A 14,347-nucleotide genomic window follows, 5' to 3' on the forward strand; every position below is an offset into this window, starting at 1 on the left:
GTGACACCCAGGACGACGAGGCCCTGCAGTCGATCCGGTCGAACGTGAACCAGATCGCCACCCAGGTGATCACCCTCGGGGACATCCGCAAGGACGCCTACAAGGAGGGCGTGCAGCACTCGCAGACGGTCGAGCGCTACAGCCGGCTGATCGAGTCGCTGCTGAGCCTCTCCCAGGACATGGCCCAGGCGACCAGCAACCCCGACATGATCAAGCGCACGCGTGCGCTGGCGGCGTTCTCGTCCGCCAAGGAGTACGCGTCCATCCAGCGCGCGATCATCGCCGCCGCGCTGCCGAAGAGCGACCGGGAGAAGGGCGACCTCAACCCGAACGACCGCCTCTACGGCCAGGCCGCCCGCAGCAACGAGCGCGCGGCCCTGCAGTCCTTCCAGGCGATCTACTCGTCCTCCGGCGGCGACGCCACGGACCTGCTGGCCCCGCTCAACACCGGCAACCCCAACATCGTCGAGGCCGACAAGTACGCGGACCGCGTGCTGAACGACGCCAGCGGCATGGAGACCCAGCCGCCGCGCGGTTACCTGGACTGGACCGACGAGTACGACTCCAAGATCCAGGCCATGAAGCGCATCGAGTTCCAGCTCCTCGGCGAGATGGACACCAAGGCCCGTGAGCTGCGCCAGGAGGAGCAGCGCGACGCCATCATCAACGGTGCGCTCATCCTGCTCGTCCTCGGCGTCTCGCTGATCGGCGCCTTCGTGGTGGCCCGCTCCATGATCCGCTCGCTGCGCCGCCTCCAGGACACCGCGACCAAGGTGGCCCAGGAGCGCCTGCCCGAGCTGGTCAAGCAGCTGTCCGAGTCCGACCCGCAGGACGTGGACACGTCCGTGGAGTCGGTCGGTGTGCACTCCCGGGACGAGATCGGCCAGGTGGCCGCGGCCTTCGACGACGTGCACCGCGAGGCGGTCCGCCTCGCCGCCGAACAGGCCCTGCTGCGGGGCAACGTCAACGCGATGTTCACCAACCTCTCGCGCCGCTCCCAGGGTCTGATCCAGCGTCAGCTGTCGCTCATCTCCGAGCTGGAGTCGCGCGAGGCCGATCCGGACCAGCTGTCCTCGCTCTTCAAGCTCGACCACCTCGCGACGCGTATGCGCCGTAACGGTGAGAACCTGCTCGTCCTCGCCGGTGAGGAGCCGGGGCGCCGGTGGACCCGGCCCGTCCCGCTCGTCGACGTGCTCCGCGCCGCCGCGTCCGAGGTGGAGCAGTACGAGCGCATCGAGCTCGCCTCGGTCCCGGCGACCGAGGTCGCCGGCCGCGTCGTCAACGACCTCGTGCACCTCCTCGCCGAGCTGCTGGAGAACGCCACGTCGTTCTCCTCGCCGCAGACCAAGGTGCGCGTCACCGGTCACGCCCTGCCCGACGGGCGCGTGCTCGTCGAGATCCACGACACCGGCATCGGCCTCTCCCCCGAGGACCTCGCCGCGATCAACGAGCGGCTGGCGTCGCCGCCCACCGTGGACGTGTCGGTCTCCCGCCGCATGGGCCTGTTCGTGGTCGGCCGCCTGTCCCTGCGACACGGCATCCGCATCCAGCTGCGGCCGTCCGACTCGGGCGGTACGACGGCACTGGTCATGCTCCCCGTGGACGTCGCCCAGGGCGGCAAGCTCCCGGGCAAGCCGGGCCAGGGCGGTCCGGGCGGCCCCGGTGGCCCCGGTGGCCAGGGCGCGATGCCGCAGGGCCCGGCCGGTGGCCGGGCGGGGCTGACCGGCGGCCCGGGTGCGGCCGGTGGCGGTCGGCCCGGCCTGACCGGTGGTCCCGGCGGCCAGGGCGGCCCCGGTGCGGGCCTCGGCGCCGGAGCCGGTGTCGGTGCCGGTGCGGCGCGCGGTCAGGTGGGCGCGGGCTCCGCGGGCCGGACGGCGCAGGCCGGTCAGCCCGGTCAGCCCGGCGGTCAGCAGCCTGCGCGGCAGGGCCAGCACGCCCGGCCGAACCAGCCGCAGCAGACCCAGCAGCCCCAGTCCCCGCAGCAGCAGCCGCAGGAACCGCAGCGTCAGGACGCGGGCCTCGCGGGCTCCTTCAACGGCGCCGGTGACCCCGCGACCGGGGGCATCCCGACCCGCTCGGACATCTGGCAGAACACCCAGGCCCCACAGACGGGCGCCCCGCAGGCGAACGCCCCGCAGGCCGGACCCCAGCGGGGCCGGCAGCAGGGCCAGCAGCCGGCCCGGCGCCGGCAGCAGCAGCTGCCCGGGGCCGCCGGCGGTCCGCGTGCCGAACTGCCCGGAGGCTCCCCGCAGCAGCAGCAGCCGCAGCAGGCACGCCAGCCCCAGCAGCCGGCCCAGCAGCAGCAGCCGCAGCGCCCTTCGCGCCCGCAGACCACCAGCTGGGGCAGCGACCAGGCCCCCGTGCCCCCGCAGCAGCGGACCACGCCGCTGGACGCGCCGCGCGGCCACGAGGAGCCCGACGCCACCGGTCAGTACGCGCTGCCGGCCGCTCCGCAGTCGGGGGACGGTCGGACGCCGCTGTACGACACGCTGGAGACCAACTGGTTCCACGGTTCCGCGCAGCAGGACGGCCGCCAGGCCCAGCCGGGCGGTCAGCAGGCCCAGCAGCCGAACCAGCAGGCCCAGCACCAGCAGGCCCAGCCGCAGCAGCAGCACCAGCAGGACCGGTTCGCCGCGCACGACCAGACGGTTCCCGTCCCCGTCGTACCGCAGCAGCCGGCCCAGCAGCAGCGCGCGGCCGCCCGGCCGGACGCGGCCACCACGGCCGCCTGGCGTTCGTCCCCCAACGACGAACTGGTGCGCCAGGCCGAGCGGGTCCGCAAGCCCGCGGCCGGCGGCGTCACCACGTCCGGCCTGCCCAAGCGGGTGCCGCGTGCCAACCTGGTGCCGGGCACCGCGCAGGAGCAGCAGCACCAGTCCGGTCCGCAGGTCTCGCGCGCACCCGACGACGTGCGCGGTCGGCTGACCAACCTCCGACGGGGCATCCAGCAGGGCCGCCAGGCAGGCGGCTCGACGACTGGCAGCTTCAATATCGGCCCCACTCACCCGCAGGAGCGTTAGTTGAGCCCGATGAGCCAGGCGGCGCAGAATCTGAACTGGTTGATCACCAGCTTCGTGGACAACACCCCCGGGGTGTCCCACACCGTGGTGGTCTCCGCCGACGGCCTGCTGCTGGCCATGTCGGAGGGATTCCCCCGCGACCGCGCGGACCAGCTCGCGGCCGTGGCGTCCGGACTGACCTCGCTGACCGCGGGGGCGTCCCGGATCTTCGAAGGCGGGCCGGTCGCGCAGACCGTGGTGGAGATGGAACGCGGTTTCCTCTTCATCATGTCGATCTCGGACGGCTCCTCCATGGCGGTGCTCGCGCACCCCGACTGCGACATCGGCCTCGTCGGCTACGAGATGACGCTGCTGGTCGACCGGGCCGGCAGCGTTCTGACCCCGGACCTCAGAGCCGAGCTCCAGGGCAGCCTGCTCCGTTAGCTCAACCCCGGGGCGGTACGTACTCCCTCCCCCCTCGTGTACGTACCGCCTCTCGTTCTTGTTCATTTGTCGGCCGCCCCATCCGGCCCCCCACCGGCCCCGTCACGACGGCACGCAGTGGACCTGCTGTCACGACCCGGAGGATCCATGACCCCGCCCACCGCCTCTCACGATCCGTACGGCGCGTCCTTGGACGCCGCGTACGGACACGAAGGCGATCAGCCGCTGGTCCGGCCGTACGCCATGACCGGCGGACGGACCCGGCCGCGCTACCAGCTCGCCATCGAGGCGCTGGTCAGCACGACCGCCGACCCGGCGCACCTGGGAAGCCTGCTTCCCGAGCACCAGCGGATCTGCCACCTGTGCCGTGAGGTGAAGTCGGTGGCGGAGGTGTCGGCGCTGCTGTCGATGCCGCTGGGTGTGGCGCGGATCCTCGTCGCCGACCTGGCGGAGGCGGGCATGGTGGCGATCCACCAGCCGGGCAATGGAGAGGCCGGCGGTACGCCGGACGTGACGCTGCTGGAAAGGGTGCTCAGTGGACTTCGCAAGCTCTAGCGGCGGCGCCGGAGGCGGCGGCCGTTCGACCACCAGCGCGAAGATCGTGGTGGCGGGCGGCTTCGGCGTGGGCAAGACCACGTTCGTCGGTGCCGTCTCGGAGATCAACCCGCTGCGTACCGAGGCCGTCATGACGTCCGCGTCCGCCGGAATCGACGACCTCACCCACACCGGCGACAAGACCACCACGACCGTGGCCATGGACTTCGGCCGCATCACCCTGGACCAGGACCTGATCCTGTACCTCTTCGGTACCCCCGGACAGGACCGCTTCTGGTTCATGTGGGACGACCTCGTCCGCGGCGCCATCGGCGCCATCGTGCTGGTCGACACGAGAAGACTGGCCGACTGCTTCCCCGCCGTCGACTACTTCGAGAACAGCGGCCTGCCCTTCGTCGTGGCCCTGAACGGTTTCGAGGGGCACCAGCCGTATACGCCGGAAGAGGTCCGCGAAGCCCTCCAGATCGGCCCCGACACCCCCATCATCACCACCGACGCCCGCCACCGCGCCGACGCCAAGAGCGCCCTCATCACGCTCGTCGAACACGCACTGATGGCACGGCTCAAGTAGGCGTGGATATACGGTAGTTGTCGTAGACATCCAGTGAATGGAGAGCGGGCCGGCATGTGTCCTGGGACACGGTCGGCCCGCGCAAACATAACGTTTCGACAGAGAATTGGGGCGCGCCGGACACGACCCGCGTTCGCGCGGTACCGCTGTGCTCACGCGAGCCCCGCCTTTTGGCGGGGCTCGCTCTTTATGCCCGTTTTATCGGGGGTCTGGACCAGTGACGGCGGCTGAATCCCGCTGTTTGGAACGCGGCGGCTTTACGTGCTGCAATGCGACGAACTCCCGAGTAGTACGGCCCTGAACAGAAAAACGGCACAACGTAGGTGCCGGCGCCGAGAGGTTGTTGGTCGAGTGAGGCGAAGCAAGAACAGCGCCGCGGAGCAGCAGGCGCGGGGAAACTTCACCCCGCCCGCGCGCACTGCGGTGCCGCCTGCCGATGCGCCCGGAACACCGTCGGACGGCCCCGCCGCCGGCACCGGCAGCACAAGCAAGTTGTCCCCGCGCAACTGGCGGGTGCCGACCAGGCTGAACGCGATCCTCCTCATACCCGTGCTGGTCGGCCTCGTCATGGGCGGCTTCCAGGTGAAGTCGTCCATCGACACCTGGAACGAAGCCCAGGACGCCGAGAAGACGGCCCTCCTCGTGCGCGCCGCCTCCGAGTACGGCGGGGCCCTCCTCAACGAGCGTGACCTCACCGCCGCGCCCCTGCTGACCGCGAAGAGCGCCGAGGACCGCGAGGCCGCCCCGGTCAAGGAGGCGTACGCCAAGACCGACGCCGCCAAGGCGAAGTTCGACGCCGCCGTCCAGAACATGCCCGACGACCCGGGCCTCCAGCGTCGTCTGAAGCTCTTCCGCGCGGAGGAGCCCACCCTGGAGCAGCTGCGCGAGACCGCGTACACCAGGGCCATGGACCCGACGAAGACCGAAGAGGGCTACGTCAAGGTCCAGCACTCGCTGATGGAGTTCGCCAACGAGCTGGGCCTCGGCACCGGCAACGTCACCGCCTACGGCCGTACGGTCTACGCCATCCAGCTCGCCAAGGCCGCCGAGTCGCTGCAGCGCTCCATCGGCATGCACCTGCTGACCCGGCCGAGCAAGGACGACGCCACCTTCGCCGAGCAGTCCGTCGCCTTCAACTCGTACAACTACCTGGAGCAGATCGCCCTCGGCGAGTACGTCTCCGGCGGCACCGCCGAGGACCAGGAGAAGCTCGTCCAGGTCATGACGGGCAAGGCGACCGAGGGCGCCAAGCGGCTCAAGGAGGCGGGCCTCGACCCGCCCCAGGACAAGCAGGGCTCCGTCTTCGGCGGCATGGCCGCCGAGATCGGCAAGGCCAAGGACGCCGACGCCATCCGTGACCTGCGGGAGAAGCACATCACTCCCGAGACCTGGATGGGCGCCGCGACGGCGAAGTTCGAGGGCTACAGCGAGATCGAGGCCGACCTCGTCACCAAGGCCGTGGAAGAGGCCGAGAACATCTCCGCCGACGCCCAGACGGACGCGTTCGTCACCGGTGGCATCGTCGTGATCGCCCTCCTCGCCGCGTTCATCCTCGCCGGGATGATGGCCCGCCAGATGAGCACCTCGATGCGCCGGCTGCGTACCGCCGCCTTCGACGTCGCCGAGCAGCGCCTGCCGATGCTGGTCGACCAGCTCTCGCGCACCGACCCGGGCCGCGTGGACACCCGCGTGCAGCCCATCCCGATCAACTCCCAGGACGAGATCGGCGAGGTCGCCCGCGCCTTCGACCAGGTCCACCGCGAGGCCGTCCGGCTCGCCGCCGAGCAGGCCCTCCTGCGGGGCAACGTCAACGCGATCTTCACCAACCTGTCGCAGCGCAACCAGTCGCTGATCGAGGGCCAGCTGACCCTGATCACCGACCTGGAGAACAACGAGGCCGACCCGGACCAGCTGGAGAACCTCTTCAAGCTGGACCACCTGGCGACCCGTATGCGCCGCAACGGCGAGAACCTCCTCATCCTCGCGGGCGAGGAGCCCGGCCGCCGCTGGAACCAGCCGGTTCCGCTGGTGGACGTCCTGCGTGCCGCCTCCTCGGAGGTGGAGCAGTACGAGCGCATCGAGCTCACCGGCGTACCGGAGTCGGAGATCCACGGCCAGGCCGTGACCGACCTCGTGCACCTGCTCGCCGAGCTGCTGGAGAACGCCACCACGTTCTCCTCGCCGCAGACCAAGGTCCGCGTCACCGCGACCCGCCTGCCCGACGGCCGCGTGATGATCGAGATCCACGACAAGGGCATCGGCCTGACCGCCGAGGACTTCGCGGACATCAACCACAAGCTGGCGAACCCGCCGACCGTCGACGCCGCGATCTCGCAGCGCATGGGCCTCTTCGTGGTCGGCCGCCTCGCCGACCGGCACGGCATCCGCGTCCAGCTGCGCCCCTCGGGCGAGCAGGCCGGTACGACGTCGCTGGTCATGCTCCCGGACGCGATCACCCACGGTGGTGGCGGCGACCCGGCGATGGAGGACGACTTCACCGTCTCCCAGATCATCCCGGAGCAGCAGGCGTACGAGGCCGCCCCGCTGCGTACGGCGGCGGAGCTGGGCTTCGACGACTCGCGCTACGAGCAGGGCTCGGGCCAGGAGTCGGCGCTGGACCCGGTGGGCCGCTCGCTGATGCGCGAGGAGCGCCGTGCGGCGCTGGGCGCGCAGCTGTTCCGCGACGAGTCCGACCAGCAGCCCCAGGGCGCCTACGGGCAGCCCCAGGAGGCGTACGAGCCGCAGCGCGACCCCTACGAGGCGCAGCGCGAGCAGCAGCAGTCGTACGACCAGCAGTACGACCAGCAGCAGTCGTACGAGCCGCAGGCCGCGTACCCGCAGAACGGCTACGACCAGTTCGGCGGTCAGGAGTACCCGACCGGCGAGTACGCCACGGGTGAGTACGCGACCGGTGAATACGCCACCGGCGAGTACCCCGAACCCGGCTATGCGGAATCGGCGTTCCCGGACCGGGACGATCGGCAGCAGCAGTACGACGGCTCCTTCGACACCGATGCCCACCAGGGCGACTGGCCGGATCAGGGTGCGTACGCGGGCGGCTACGAGGAAGCGTTCGGTACGGAATCGGAATCTGCGCAGGACGGTCACACGAACGGCCCTGAGCGCGTAGGCTTCTCCTCGGGTCCCGCCCCGAGCACCGGACACGACCTGACCGACGCCGGTCTGCCGCGCCGTGGCAGCAGCGGCCAGCAGCAGCCCACGCGGCAGCAGGCTCCGCAGCAGCAGGACCGGCCGCAGGAGCGGTCGCAGGAGCAGGCGCAGCAGACTCCGCAGCAGCAGGGTTCGCAGCAGCAGGCTTCGCAGAGCGAGGACGGTTCCGAGGGCTGGCGTTCGACGAACGACGAGCGCTGGCAGCGGGCCGAGAAGCTCCGCAAGCCCGCGGCCGGCGGGGTCACCCCCTCCGGACTGCCGCGGCGGGTCCCCAAGGCCAATCTGGTCGAGGGCAAGGCAGAGCAGACCCCGCAGGGCGGCCCACAGGTCTCCCGCGCCCCTGAGGACGTGCGAGGCAGGTTGAGCAACCTGCGCCGCGGTGTCCAGCAGGGACGCAACGCGGGAACGGACACGAACGGACCGGGCCTCGGCCCGGGTAGCACCTACAACCAGGAGCGTTAGTGTGAGCCCGATGAGCCAGGCGGCGCAGAATCTGAACTGGTTGATCACCAACTTCGTGGACAACACCCCTGGGGTGTCCCACACGGTGGTGGTCTCCGCCGACGGACTCCTGCTGGCGATGTCCGAGGGTTTTCCCCGTGACCGTGCCGACCAGCTCGCCGCCGTCGCCTCCGGACTGACCTCGCTGACCGCGGGGGCGTCCCGGATCTTCGAAGGCGGTGCGGTCAACCAGACCGTGGTGGAGATGGAGCGCGGCTTCCTCTTCATCATGTCGATCTCGGACGGCTCCTCGCTGGCCGTCCTCGCCCACCCGGACGCCGACATCGGTCTCGTCGGCTACGAGATGGCGCTTCTGGTCGACCGTGCGGGCACTGTCCTTACCCCGGATCTGCGGGCGGAACTCCAGGGAAGTCTTCTCAACTAGCAGACGGACCGTGCGTTTATCGCCACCGCGCCATAAGGTGCGGTGGCGCGGGTCCACAGGGACATGGACCGGCGAACGGTAGTCGGAGGAGGAAGAAACGTGGCAACACCCCCGGGCGGACACCACCCATACGACGGTGCGCATCAGTCACAGGGTGAGGCAGGCCAGAACCGCTTCAACTTCCCTTCGGCGCCGAGCGGGCACGGCACCCAGCAGCCCTACCAGGGACCTCCGTCGTACGTACAGCCGCAGGCTCCGCGCATCCAGCCGGAGCAGCAGCGGCGCAGGGGCCCGCAGTCGGGTTCGGCCTCGTCGTCGGGCTCCGCGGGGAACACCCACAATCCGTTGGTCCGTCCGTACGCCATGACCGGCGGCCGGACGCGGCCGCGATACCAGCTCGCCATCGAGGCGCTGGTGTCGACCACGGCCGATCCGTCGCGGCTGCAAGGGCAGTTGCCCGAGCACCAGCGGATCTGCCGGCTGTGCATCGAGATCAAGTCGGTGGCTGAGATCTCGGCGCTTCTCTCCATCCCCCTCGGCGTTGCCCGGATCCTCGTCGCCGACCTGGCGGAGGCCGGACTTGTCGCCATCCACCAGCCCGGCGGCGACGAGTCCGCCGGCGGCCAGCCAGACGTGACACTGCTCGAAAGGGTGCTCAGTGGACTTCGCAAGCTCTAGCGGCGGTGCAGCCCGCTCAACCACCAGCGCGAAGATCGTGGTGGCGGGCGGCTTCGGCGTGGGCAAGACCACGTTCGTCGGTGCCGTCTCGGAGATCAACCCGCTGCGTACCGAGGCCGTCATGACGTCCGCGTCCGCCGGAATCGACGACCTCACCCACACCGGCGACAAGACCACCACGACCGTGGCCATGGACTTCGGCCGCATCACCCTGGACCAGGACCTGATCCTGTACCTCTTCGGTACCCCCGGACAGGACCGCTTCTGGTTCATGTGGGACGACCTCGTCCGCGGCGCCATCGGCGCCGTCGTCCTGGTGGACACCCGCCGCCTCGCCGACTGCTTCCCCGCCGTCGACTACTTCGAGAACAGCGGGCTCCCCTTCGTCATCGCCCTCAACGGCTTCGACGGCCACCAGCCGTACACCCCCGACGAGGTCCGCGAAGCCCTCCAGATCGGCCCCGACACCCCCATCATCACCACCGACGCCCGCCACCGCGCCGACGCCAAGAGCGCCCTCATCACGCTCGTGGAACACGCGCTGATGGCACGCCTGCGGTAGGTCTCCGGGAGTTCACGGAAAGGCCCGCGCACCGAAAGGTGCGCGGGCCTTTCCGTGTCGGCCGTACGCCCCTGTGGGCATGGCGAAGGGCCCCGCGTTCCTCACGGAACGCGGGGCCCTTCGTCGGTGCCGGGGTGTCAGCCCTGCCAGCTGTGCGGGGCGCGGAAGCCGGACTGGCGCTCCAGGCGGCGCCAGCCGGCCGTGGAGCGGCGGGGCTCGGTGGCCGTGTCGGCGGGCCGGGCGCCCGCGCGGGCCATGAGGATGGCGGTGATGGCGGCCAGTTCCTCGGGGTCGGCGTGGCCCTTCTCGACGCGGAGGAGGGAAGCGTTGGTCACGAAGGTCTCCTACGGGGTCTTACTGGGGCGGGTTGCCGTGCTTGCGGGACGGCAGGTCGGCGTGCTTCGTGCGGAGCATCGCCAGCGAGGCGATGAGCACGGAGCGGGTCTCGGCGGGGTCGATGACGTCGTCCACGAGACCGCGCTCGGCGGCGTAGTACGGGTGCATGAGCTCGGCCTTGTACTCCTTGACCATGCGCGCGCGCATGGCCTCGGGGTCCTCGGCGTCGGCGATCTGGCGGCGGAAGATGACGTTGGCCGCGCCCTCCGCGCCCATGACCGCGATCTCGTTCGTCGGCCAGGCGTAGGTGAGGTCGGCGCCGATGGACTGGGAGTCCATGACGATGTACGCGCCGCCGTAGGCCTTGCGCAGGATCAGGGAGATGCGCGGCACGGTGGCGTTGCAGTACGCGTACAGCAGCTTGGCGCCGTGGCGGATGATGCCGCCGTGCTCCTGGTCGACGCCCGGCAGGAAGCCGGGGACGTCCAGCAGCGTGATGATCGGGATGTTGAAGGCGTCGCACATCTGGACGAAGCGGGCGGCCTTTTCGGACGCCTCGATGTCCAGCACACCGGCCAGCGTCTGCGGCTGGTTGGCGACGATGCCGACGACCTGGCCGTCGAGGCGGGCCAGGGCGCAGATGATGTTGCGCGCCCAGCGCTCGTGGATCTCCAGGTAGTCGCCGTCGTCGACGAGCTCCTCGATGACCTTGGCCATGTCGTACGGCCGGTTGCCGTCGGCCGGGACCAGGTCGAGCAGGACGTCCGAGCGGCGGTCCGCCGGGTCGTCGCTCGTGTGCGTCGGCGGGTTCTCGCGGTTGTTGGACGGCAGCATCGACAGCAGGTACCGCACCTCGGCGATGCAGGTCTCCTCGTCGTCGTACGCGAAGTGCGCGACGCCGCTGGTCTCGGCGTGGACGTCGGCACCGCCCAGGCCGTTCTGGGTGATCTCCTCGCCCGTCACCGCCTTGACCACGTCTGGGCCGGTGATGAACATCTGCGAGGTGTCGCGGACCATGAAGACGAAGTCCGTCAGCGCCGGGCTGTAGGCCGCACCGCCCGCGCACGGGCCGAGCATCACGCTGATCTGCGGGATGACACCGGAGGCGCGCGTGTTGCGCTGGAAGATGCCGCCGTAGCCGGCGAGCGCGGAGACGCCCTCCTGGATACGGGCTCCGGCGCCGTCGTTCAGGGAGACCAGCGGGGCGCCGGCCGCGATGGCCATGTCCATGATCTTGTGGATCTTGGTGGCGTGGGCCTCGCCCAGCGCGCCGCCGAAGATCCGGAAGTCGTGCGCGTAGACGAAGACCGTGCGGCCCTCGACCGTGCCCCAGCCGGTGATCACACCGTCCGTGTAGGGCTTCTTGTTCTCCAGACCGAAACCGGTGGCACGGTGCCGGCGCAGCTGCTCGACCTCGTGGAACGAGTCCGGGTCCAGGAGCAGCTCGATGCGCTCACGCGCGGTCAGCTTGCCCTTGGCGTGCTGCGCTTCCGTCGCACGGTCACTCGGGCCACGGCGGGCCTCCTCGCGCAGGGCGTGCAGCTCGGCCACACGCCCCCGGGCGTCGGTCGGCTCGCTCTGGGTTTCGTCGACAACGGTCATGTACCGACCCTACGAAGCCGACCAAGAAAATCCCGCCGTCGACTCCGTACAGTCTCCGGACTGATCTGCTGTGAGCCTTGAACAGAACCATTCGGCCGAGCGGTGGAAGTACCAGCCCCCGGCCGCTCACCCTTGTGGGGGTCCGACAAGGCCCGTCCGTGCTTCAGCCGATGGACACCTCGCAGCGGTGGCCCGCCCCGGCCGTGCCCGGGGTGACGCGCAGCCGCAGCGTACGGCCGGTCGCCAGGACCTCGACGGCCGGATCACGGCCGAGGACGCGGTGGGCGGGATGGTGCCAGGTGATCTCCAGGGGTGCGCCGGTGCGCGGCGGCTCGCTGATGTGGAGGGTGGCGGTCCGGCCCCGCCGGCGGACGAGGACGCTCGCCGGGGCGGTCGCGCTGAGCGGCCCCACCGTACCGGGCTGCCAGAAGTTCGCGGCGGTCAGGCCGAGGGAGCGTACGGCGACGGCCTGCTGGGCGGCGGTGTTGGCGAGGACCTCCAGCCAGTGGGGGTCGTGCGCGCGGGCGGCGACGGTGCGCACGGCGGCGCCGGGCATCAGGACGTACGCGTACGAGGCGTCGGCCGGGTCGGTGCCGTGGTCCAGCCAGAGGGTCTGGTAGCGGCGGGTGCGGCGCTCGGTGGTGGAGGTGGTGTTGATGTCGCGCCAGGCGCCGGTGCGGTCCTCCCGCAGGGCGTGGAGCGCCGCCGTGCCCTCCGGGAGGATCCAGCCGCCGTGGCCTTCGAGGTGGGCCCAGTGGGTGCCGGTGGTGAGGCGCTGTTCACCGGCTTCGCCGAGGCAGCGGTTGTCGACGATGGTCTCGACGGGGACGCCGTCGGCGGCGGTGATGCCGGCGCCGAGGCAGACCACGGCGTCGGCGGCGCAGAACCAGGACTTGCGGGCGTCCAGGGTCGAGCCGAGGCCGCGCAGGTGCTGGCCGACGGCGGCGTACTCGCCGTCCGTCACTCCGCCGACCCAGCGCACGTCGGGCTTGGGCACGCCCCATTCGCCGCCCGCGCGGTCGGGGAGCCGCTTCGTCGACACGGTGGTGCCGGGGAGCCGGTACCAGTCCACGGTGGGCCAGAACCAGTCGGTGTACTGCCCGCCGGTCGAGTCGGTCCACCAGGAGAGCATTCCGGCGCCGGTGTGCCAGCCGCGCGGGTTCTCGCCGTTGCCGCACTCGTAGTACGCGATGCGGTCGGAGGCCATGGCGATGTTGACGGCCCAGCCGGGGCGGCGGTGCACGGCTCTCGCCATGGACGCGAAGAGGGTGTGGCCGACGGGTTCGGGCGCGGCGGGGACGGGCGAGGCGGCGACCGCGTGCAGCCGGGCGAGGTCGGCGACGCCGAACTGACCGGCGGTGAGGACCGGGGAGACGGTGTCGCGTTCGATCCAGCCCTTCACGCGCGCGTGCCACCGGGCGCGCTCGGCGGGGCTCGCGGCGTCCGCGAGCAGCGCGATGGCGGCCATGACGCCCTGCCCGTGGTAGTGGTCGCTGCGCATGATGCCGCGGACGTCGTTGCGGAGCAGTCCGCGGCTGATGGCGCGTCCGTTGACGCTGTCCATCATCAGGCCGTTGTAGAGGAGGGGCGCGTACGCCTTCTCGACCGAGTCCAGGACGATCTGGCGGGCGGGGTCGGTGACCTCCCACGGGGAGCCGGCGAGCAGGGCGAAGAGGCGGCCGAGGCCGTCCAGCATGACCTGTCCGTACGTGCCCGAGTACGCCACCCACGTGTGCTGGACGAAGCCGCCGTCGGCGTAGAGGCCGTCGCCGGAGGTGACGTACGGGAAGACGGGTGAGAGTGCGTCGCGCGCGAGGGCGATCTTGTCGGGGCGGCGGCCGAGGACGCCGCGCAGGGCGACGGAGCGGCACAGGTCGACGCGGTTGGCGCCGGTGGAGGTGCCGCTGTAGTCGGTGAGCATCGCGTCCGGGATGAAGTGGTCGACGGCGGCGCAGGCGGCCTCGACCCGGGCCGGGCCGAGCGCCTCGTACAGGGTGGCGGTGATGTCCATGAGGAGGCGGGGGCTGCCGATCTGCCATTCCCACCAGTTGCCGTAGCGGGTGGTGGAGGGGTGGTAGACGCGCTCGGAGAGGTGGTCGAGGCCGCGCAGGACGTCGGCGAGGAGGCCGGGGTCGCCGGTGTGGCCGGTGCCCGGCTGGGCGTACGCCTGGGTCATGGCCCACAGGCGGTGGTAGCTCTGGGTGATGCCGGAGGGCGGGTTGAAGGGGTAGCCGGGCCAGAGGGTGGTGGCGGTGGGGGCCATGGAGGCGCGGAAGCGGGCGGCGAGGTCGCCGGTCTCGGCGAGGCGGGAGGCGTACGGTTCGGCCGCCGGGTCGTAGCCGGTGCCGAGCTGGAGGCCGAGCCAGCGCCGGCGCAGCCCCTCGAAGTCGGCGTCGGCGTCGTCGGCGCGGGCGTCGGGGGCTGCGGCTGTCACGTTCCATCCCAGAGCGGTGGCGCAGGTGGCGGCGGCGAGAAAGGTGCGGCGAGTCCAGTCGGGCACGTTCGGCGGCACGGGAGCCTCCCGGGGGAAGTGGTGTGGACCG

Annotated in this window: 11 protein-coding genes; 8 read left to right on the top strand and 3 right to left on the bottom strand. The window is 71.1% G+C overall.

Annotated elements, in window-relative coordinates; all coding sequences use genetic code 11:
* The 8 genes from AB0A69_RS11185 to AB0A69_RS11220 form a co-directional block, all read left to right on the top strand.
* On the top strand, positions 1–3,020 hold a 3,020-nt coding region (locus tag AB0A69_RS11185; protein WP_361418488.1), incomplete at its 5' end, for a nitrate- and nitrite sensing domain-containing protein.
* Positions 3,021–3,029: 9 nt separating this feature from the next.
* Entirely contained in the window at positions 3,030–3,443 is a 414-nt protein-coding gene (locus AB0A69_RS11190) for a roadblock/LC7 domain-containing protein (RefSeq protein ID WP_361419743.1), read from the top strand.
* 147 nt (positions 3,444–3,590) lie between these two features.
* Entirely contained in the window at positions 3,591–3,998 is a 408-nt protein-coding gene (locus tag AB0A69_RS11195; protein ID WP_355356342.1) for a DUF742 domain-containing protein, read from the top strand.
* Positions 3,979–4,569 carry an ATP/GTP-binding protein gene (locus AB0A69_RS11200; RefSeq protein ID WP_361418491.1) on the top strand — a complete coding sequence of 197 codons (591 nt, stop codon included), beginning with the start codon at positions 3,979–3,981 and terminating at the stop codon, positions 4,567–4,569. Before AB0A69_RS11195 ends, AB0A69_RS11200 begins: the two co-directional genes overlap by 20 nt.
* Positions 4,570–4,920: 351 nt before the next feature.
* Positions 4,921–8,202 carry a nitrate- and nitrite sensing domain-containing protein gene (locus tag AB0A69_RS11205; protein WP_361418494.1) on the top strand — a complete coding sequence of 1,094 codons (3,282 nt, stop codon included), beginning with the start codon at positions 4,921–4,923 and terminating at the stop codon, positions 8,200–8,202.
* A gap of 10 nt (positions 8,203–8,212) precedes the next feature.
* Positions 8,213–8,626 carry a roadblock/LC7 domain-containing protein gene (locus tag AB0A69_RS11210; protein ID WP_030980891.1) on the top strand — a complete coding sequence of 138 codons (414 nt, stop codon included), beginning with the start codon at positions 8,213–8,215 and terminating at the stop codon, positions 8,624–8,626.
* 99 nt (positions 8,627–8,725) lie between these two features.
* Complete coding sequence (locus AB0A69_RS11215) at positions 8,726–9,304, top strand: DUF742 domain-containing protein (RefSeq protein WP_361418497.1); 579 nt, start codon at positions 8,726–8,728, stop codon at positions 9,302–9,304.
* Entirely contained in the window at positions 9,285–9,866 is a 582-nt protein-coding gene (locus AB0A69_RS11220) for an ATP/GTP-binding protein (protein WP_069978110.1), read from the top strand. The genes AB0A69_RS11215 and AB0A69_RS11220 overlap by 20 nt, the downstream gene beginning before the upstream one ends.
* Before the next feature lie 137 nt (positions 9,867–10,003).
* Here the strand turns inward: AB0A69_RS11220 and AB0A69_RS11225 are convergent, their stop codons facing one another.
* From AB0A69_RS11225 to AB0A69_RS11235, 3 genes are all read right to left on the bottom strand, one after another.
* Positions 10,004–10,201: an acyl-CoA carboxylase subunit epsilon gene (locus AB0A69_RS11225; protein WP_361418500.1), complete on the bottom strand. Its 198-nt coding sequence runs from the start codon at positions 10,199–10,201 to the stop codon at positions 10,004–10,006.
* Between the two features lie 19 nt (positions 10,202–10,220).
* Positions 10,221–11,804 carry an acyl-CoA carboxylase subunit beta gene (locus tag AB0A69_RS11230; protein ID WP_361418503.1) on the bottom strand — a complete coding sequence of 528 codons (1,584 nt, stop codon included), beginning with the start codon at positions 11,802–11,804 and terminating at the stop codon, positions 10,221–10,223.
* A 163-nt stretch (positions 11,805–11,967) separates the two neighbouring features.
* Positions 11,968–14,316: a polysaccharide lyase 8 family protein gene (locus AB0A69_RS11235; RefSeq protein ID WP_361418506.1), complete on the bottom strand. Its 2,349-nt coding sequence runs from the start codon at positions 14,314–14,316 to the stop codon at positions 11,968–11,970.
* Positions 14,317–14,347: the final 31 nt, after the last annotated feature.

Origin of the sequence: Streptomyces sp. NPDC045431, assembly GCF_040646655.1 — a bacterium.
GTDB lineage: Bacteria > Actinomycetota > Actinomycetes > Streptomycetales > Streptomycetaceae > Streptomyces.

What these genes read in the sequence shown, in the direction of transcription:
- AB0A69_RS11190 (WP_361419743.1), top strand. Translation starts at nt 3,030, where the DNA reads ATGAGCCAGGCGGCGCAGAATCTGAACTGGTTGATCACCAGCTTCGTG.
- AB0A69_RS11195 (WP_355356342.1), top strand. Translation starts at nt 3,591, where the DNA reads ATGACCCCGCCCACCGCCTCTCACGATCCGTACGGCGCGTCCTTGGAC.
- AB0A69_RS11210 (WP_030980891.1), top strand. Translation starts at nt 8,213, where the DNA reads ATGAGCCAGGCGGCGCAGAATCTGAACTGGTTGATCACCAACTTCGTG.
- AB0A69_RS11230 (WP_361418503.1), bottom strand. Translation starts at nt 11,804, where the DNA reads ATGACCGTTGTCGACGAAACCCAGAGCGAGCCGACCGACGCCCGGGGG.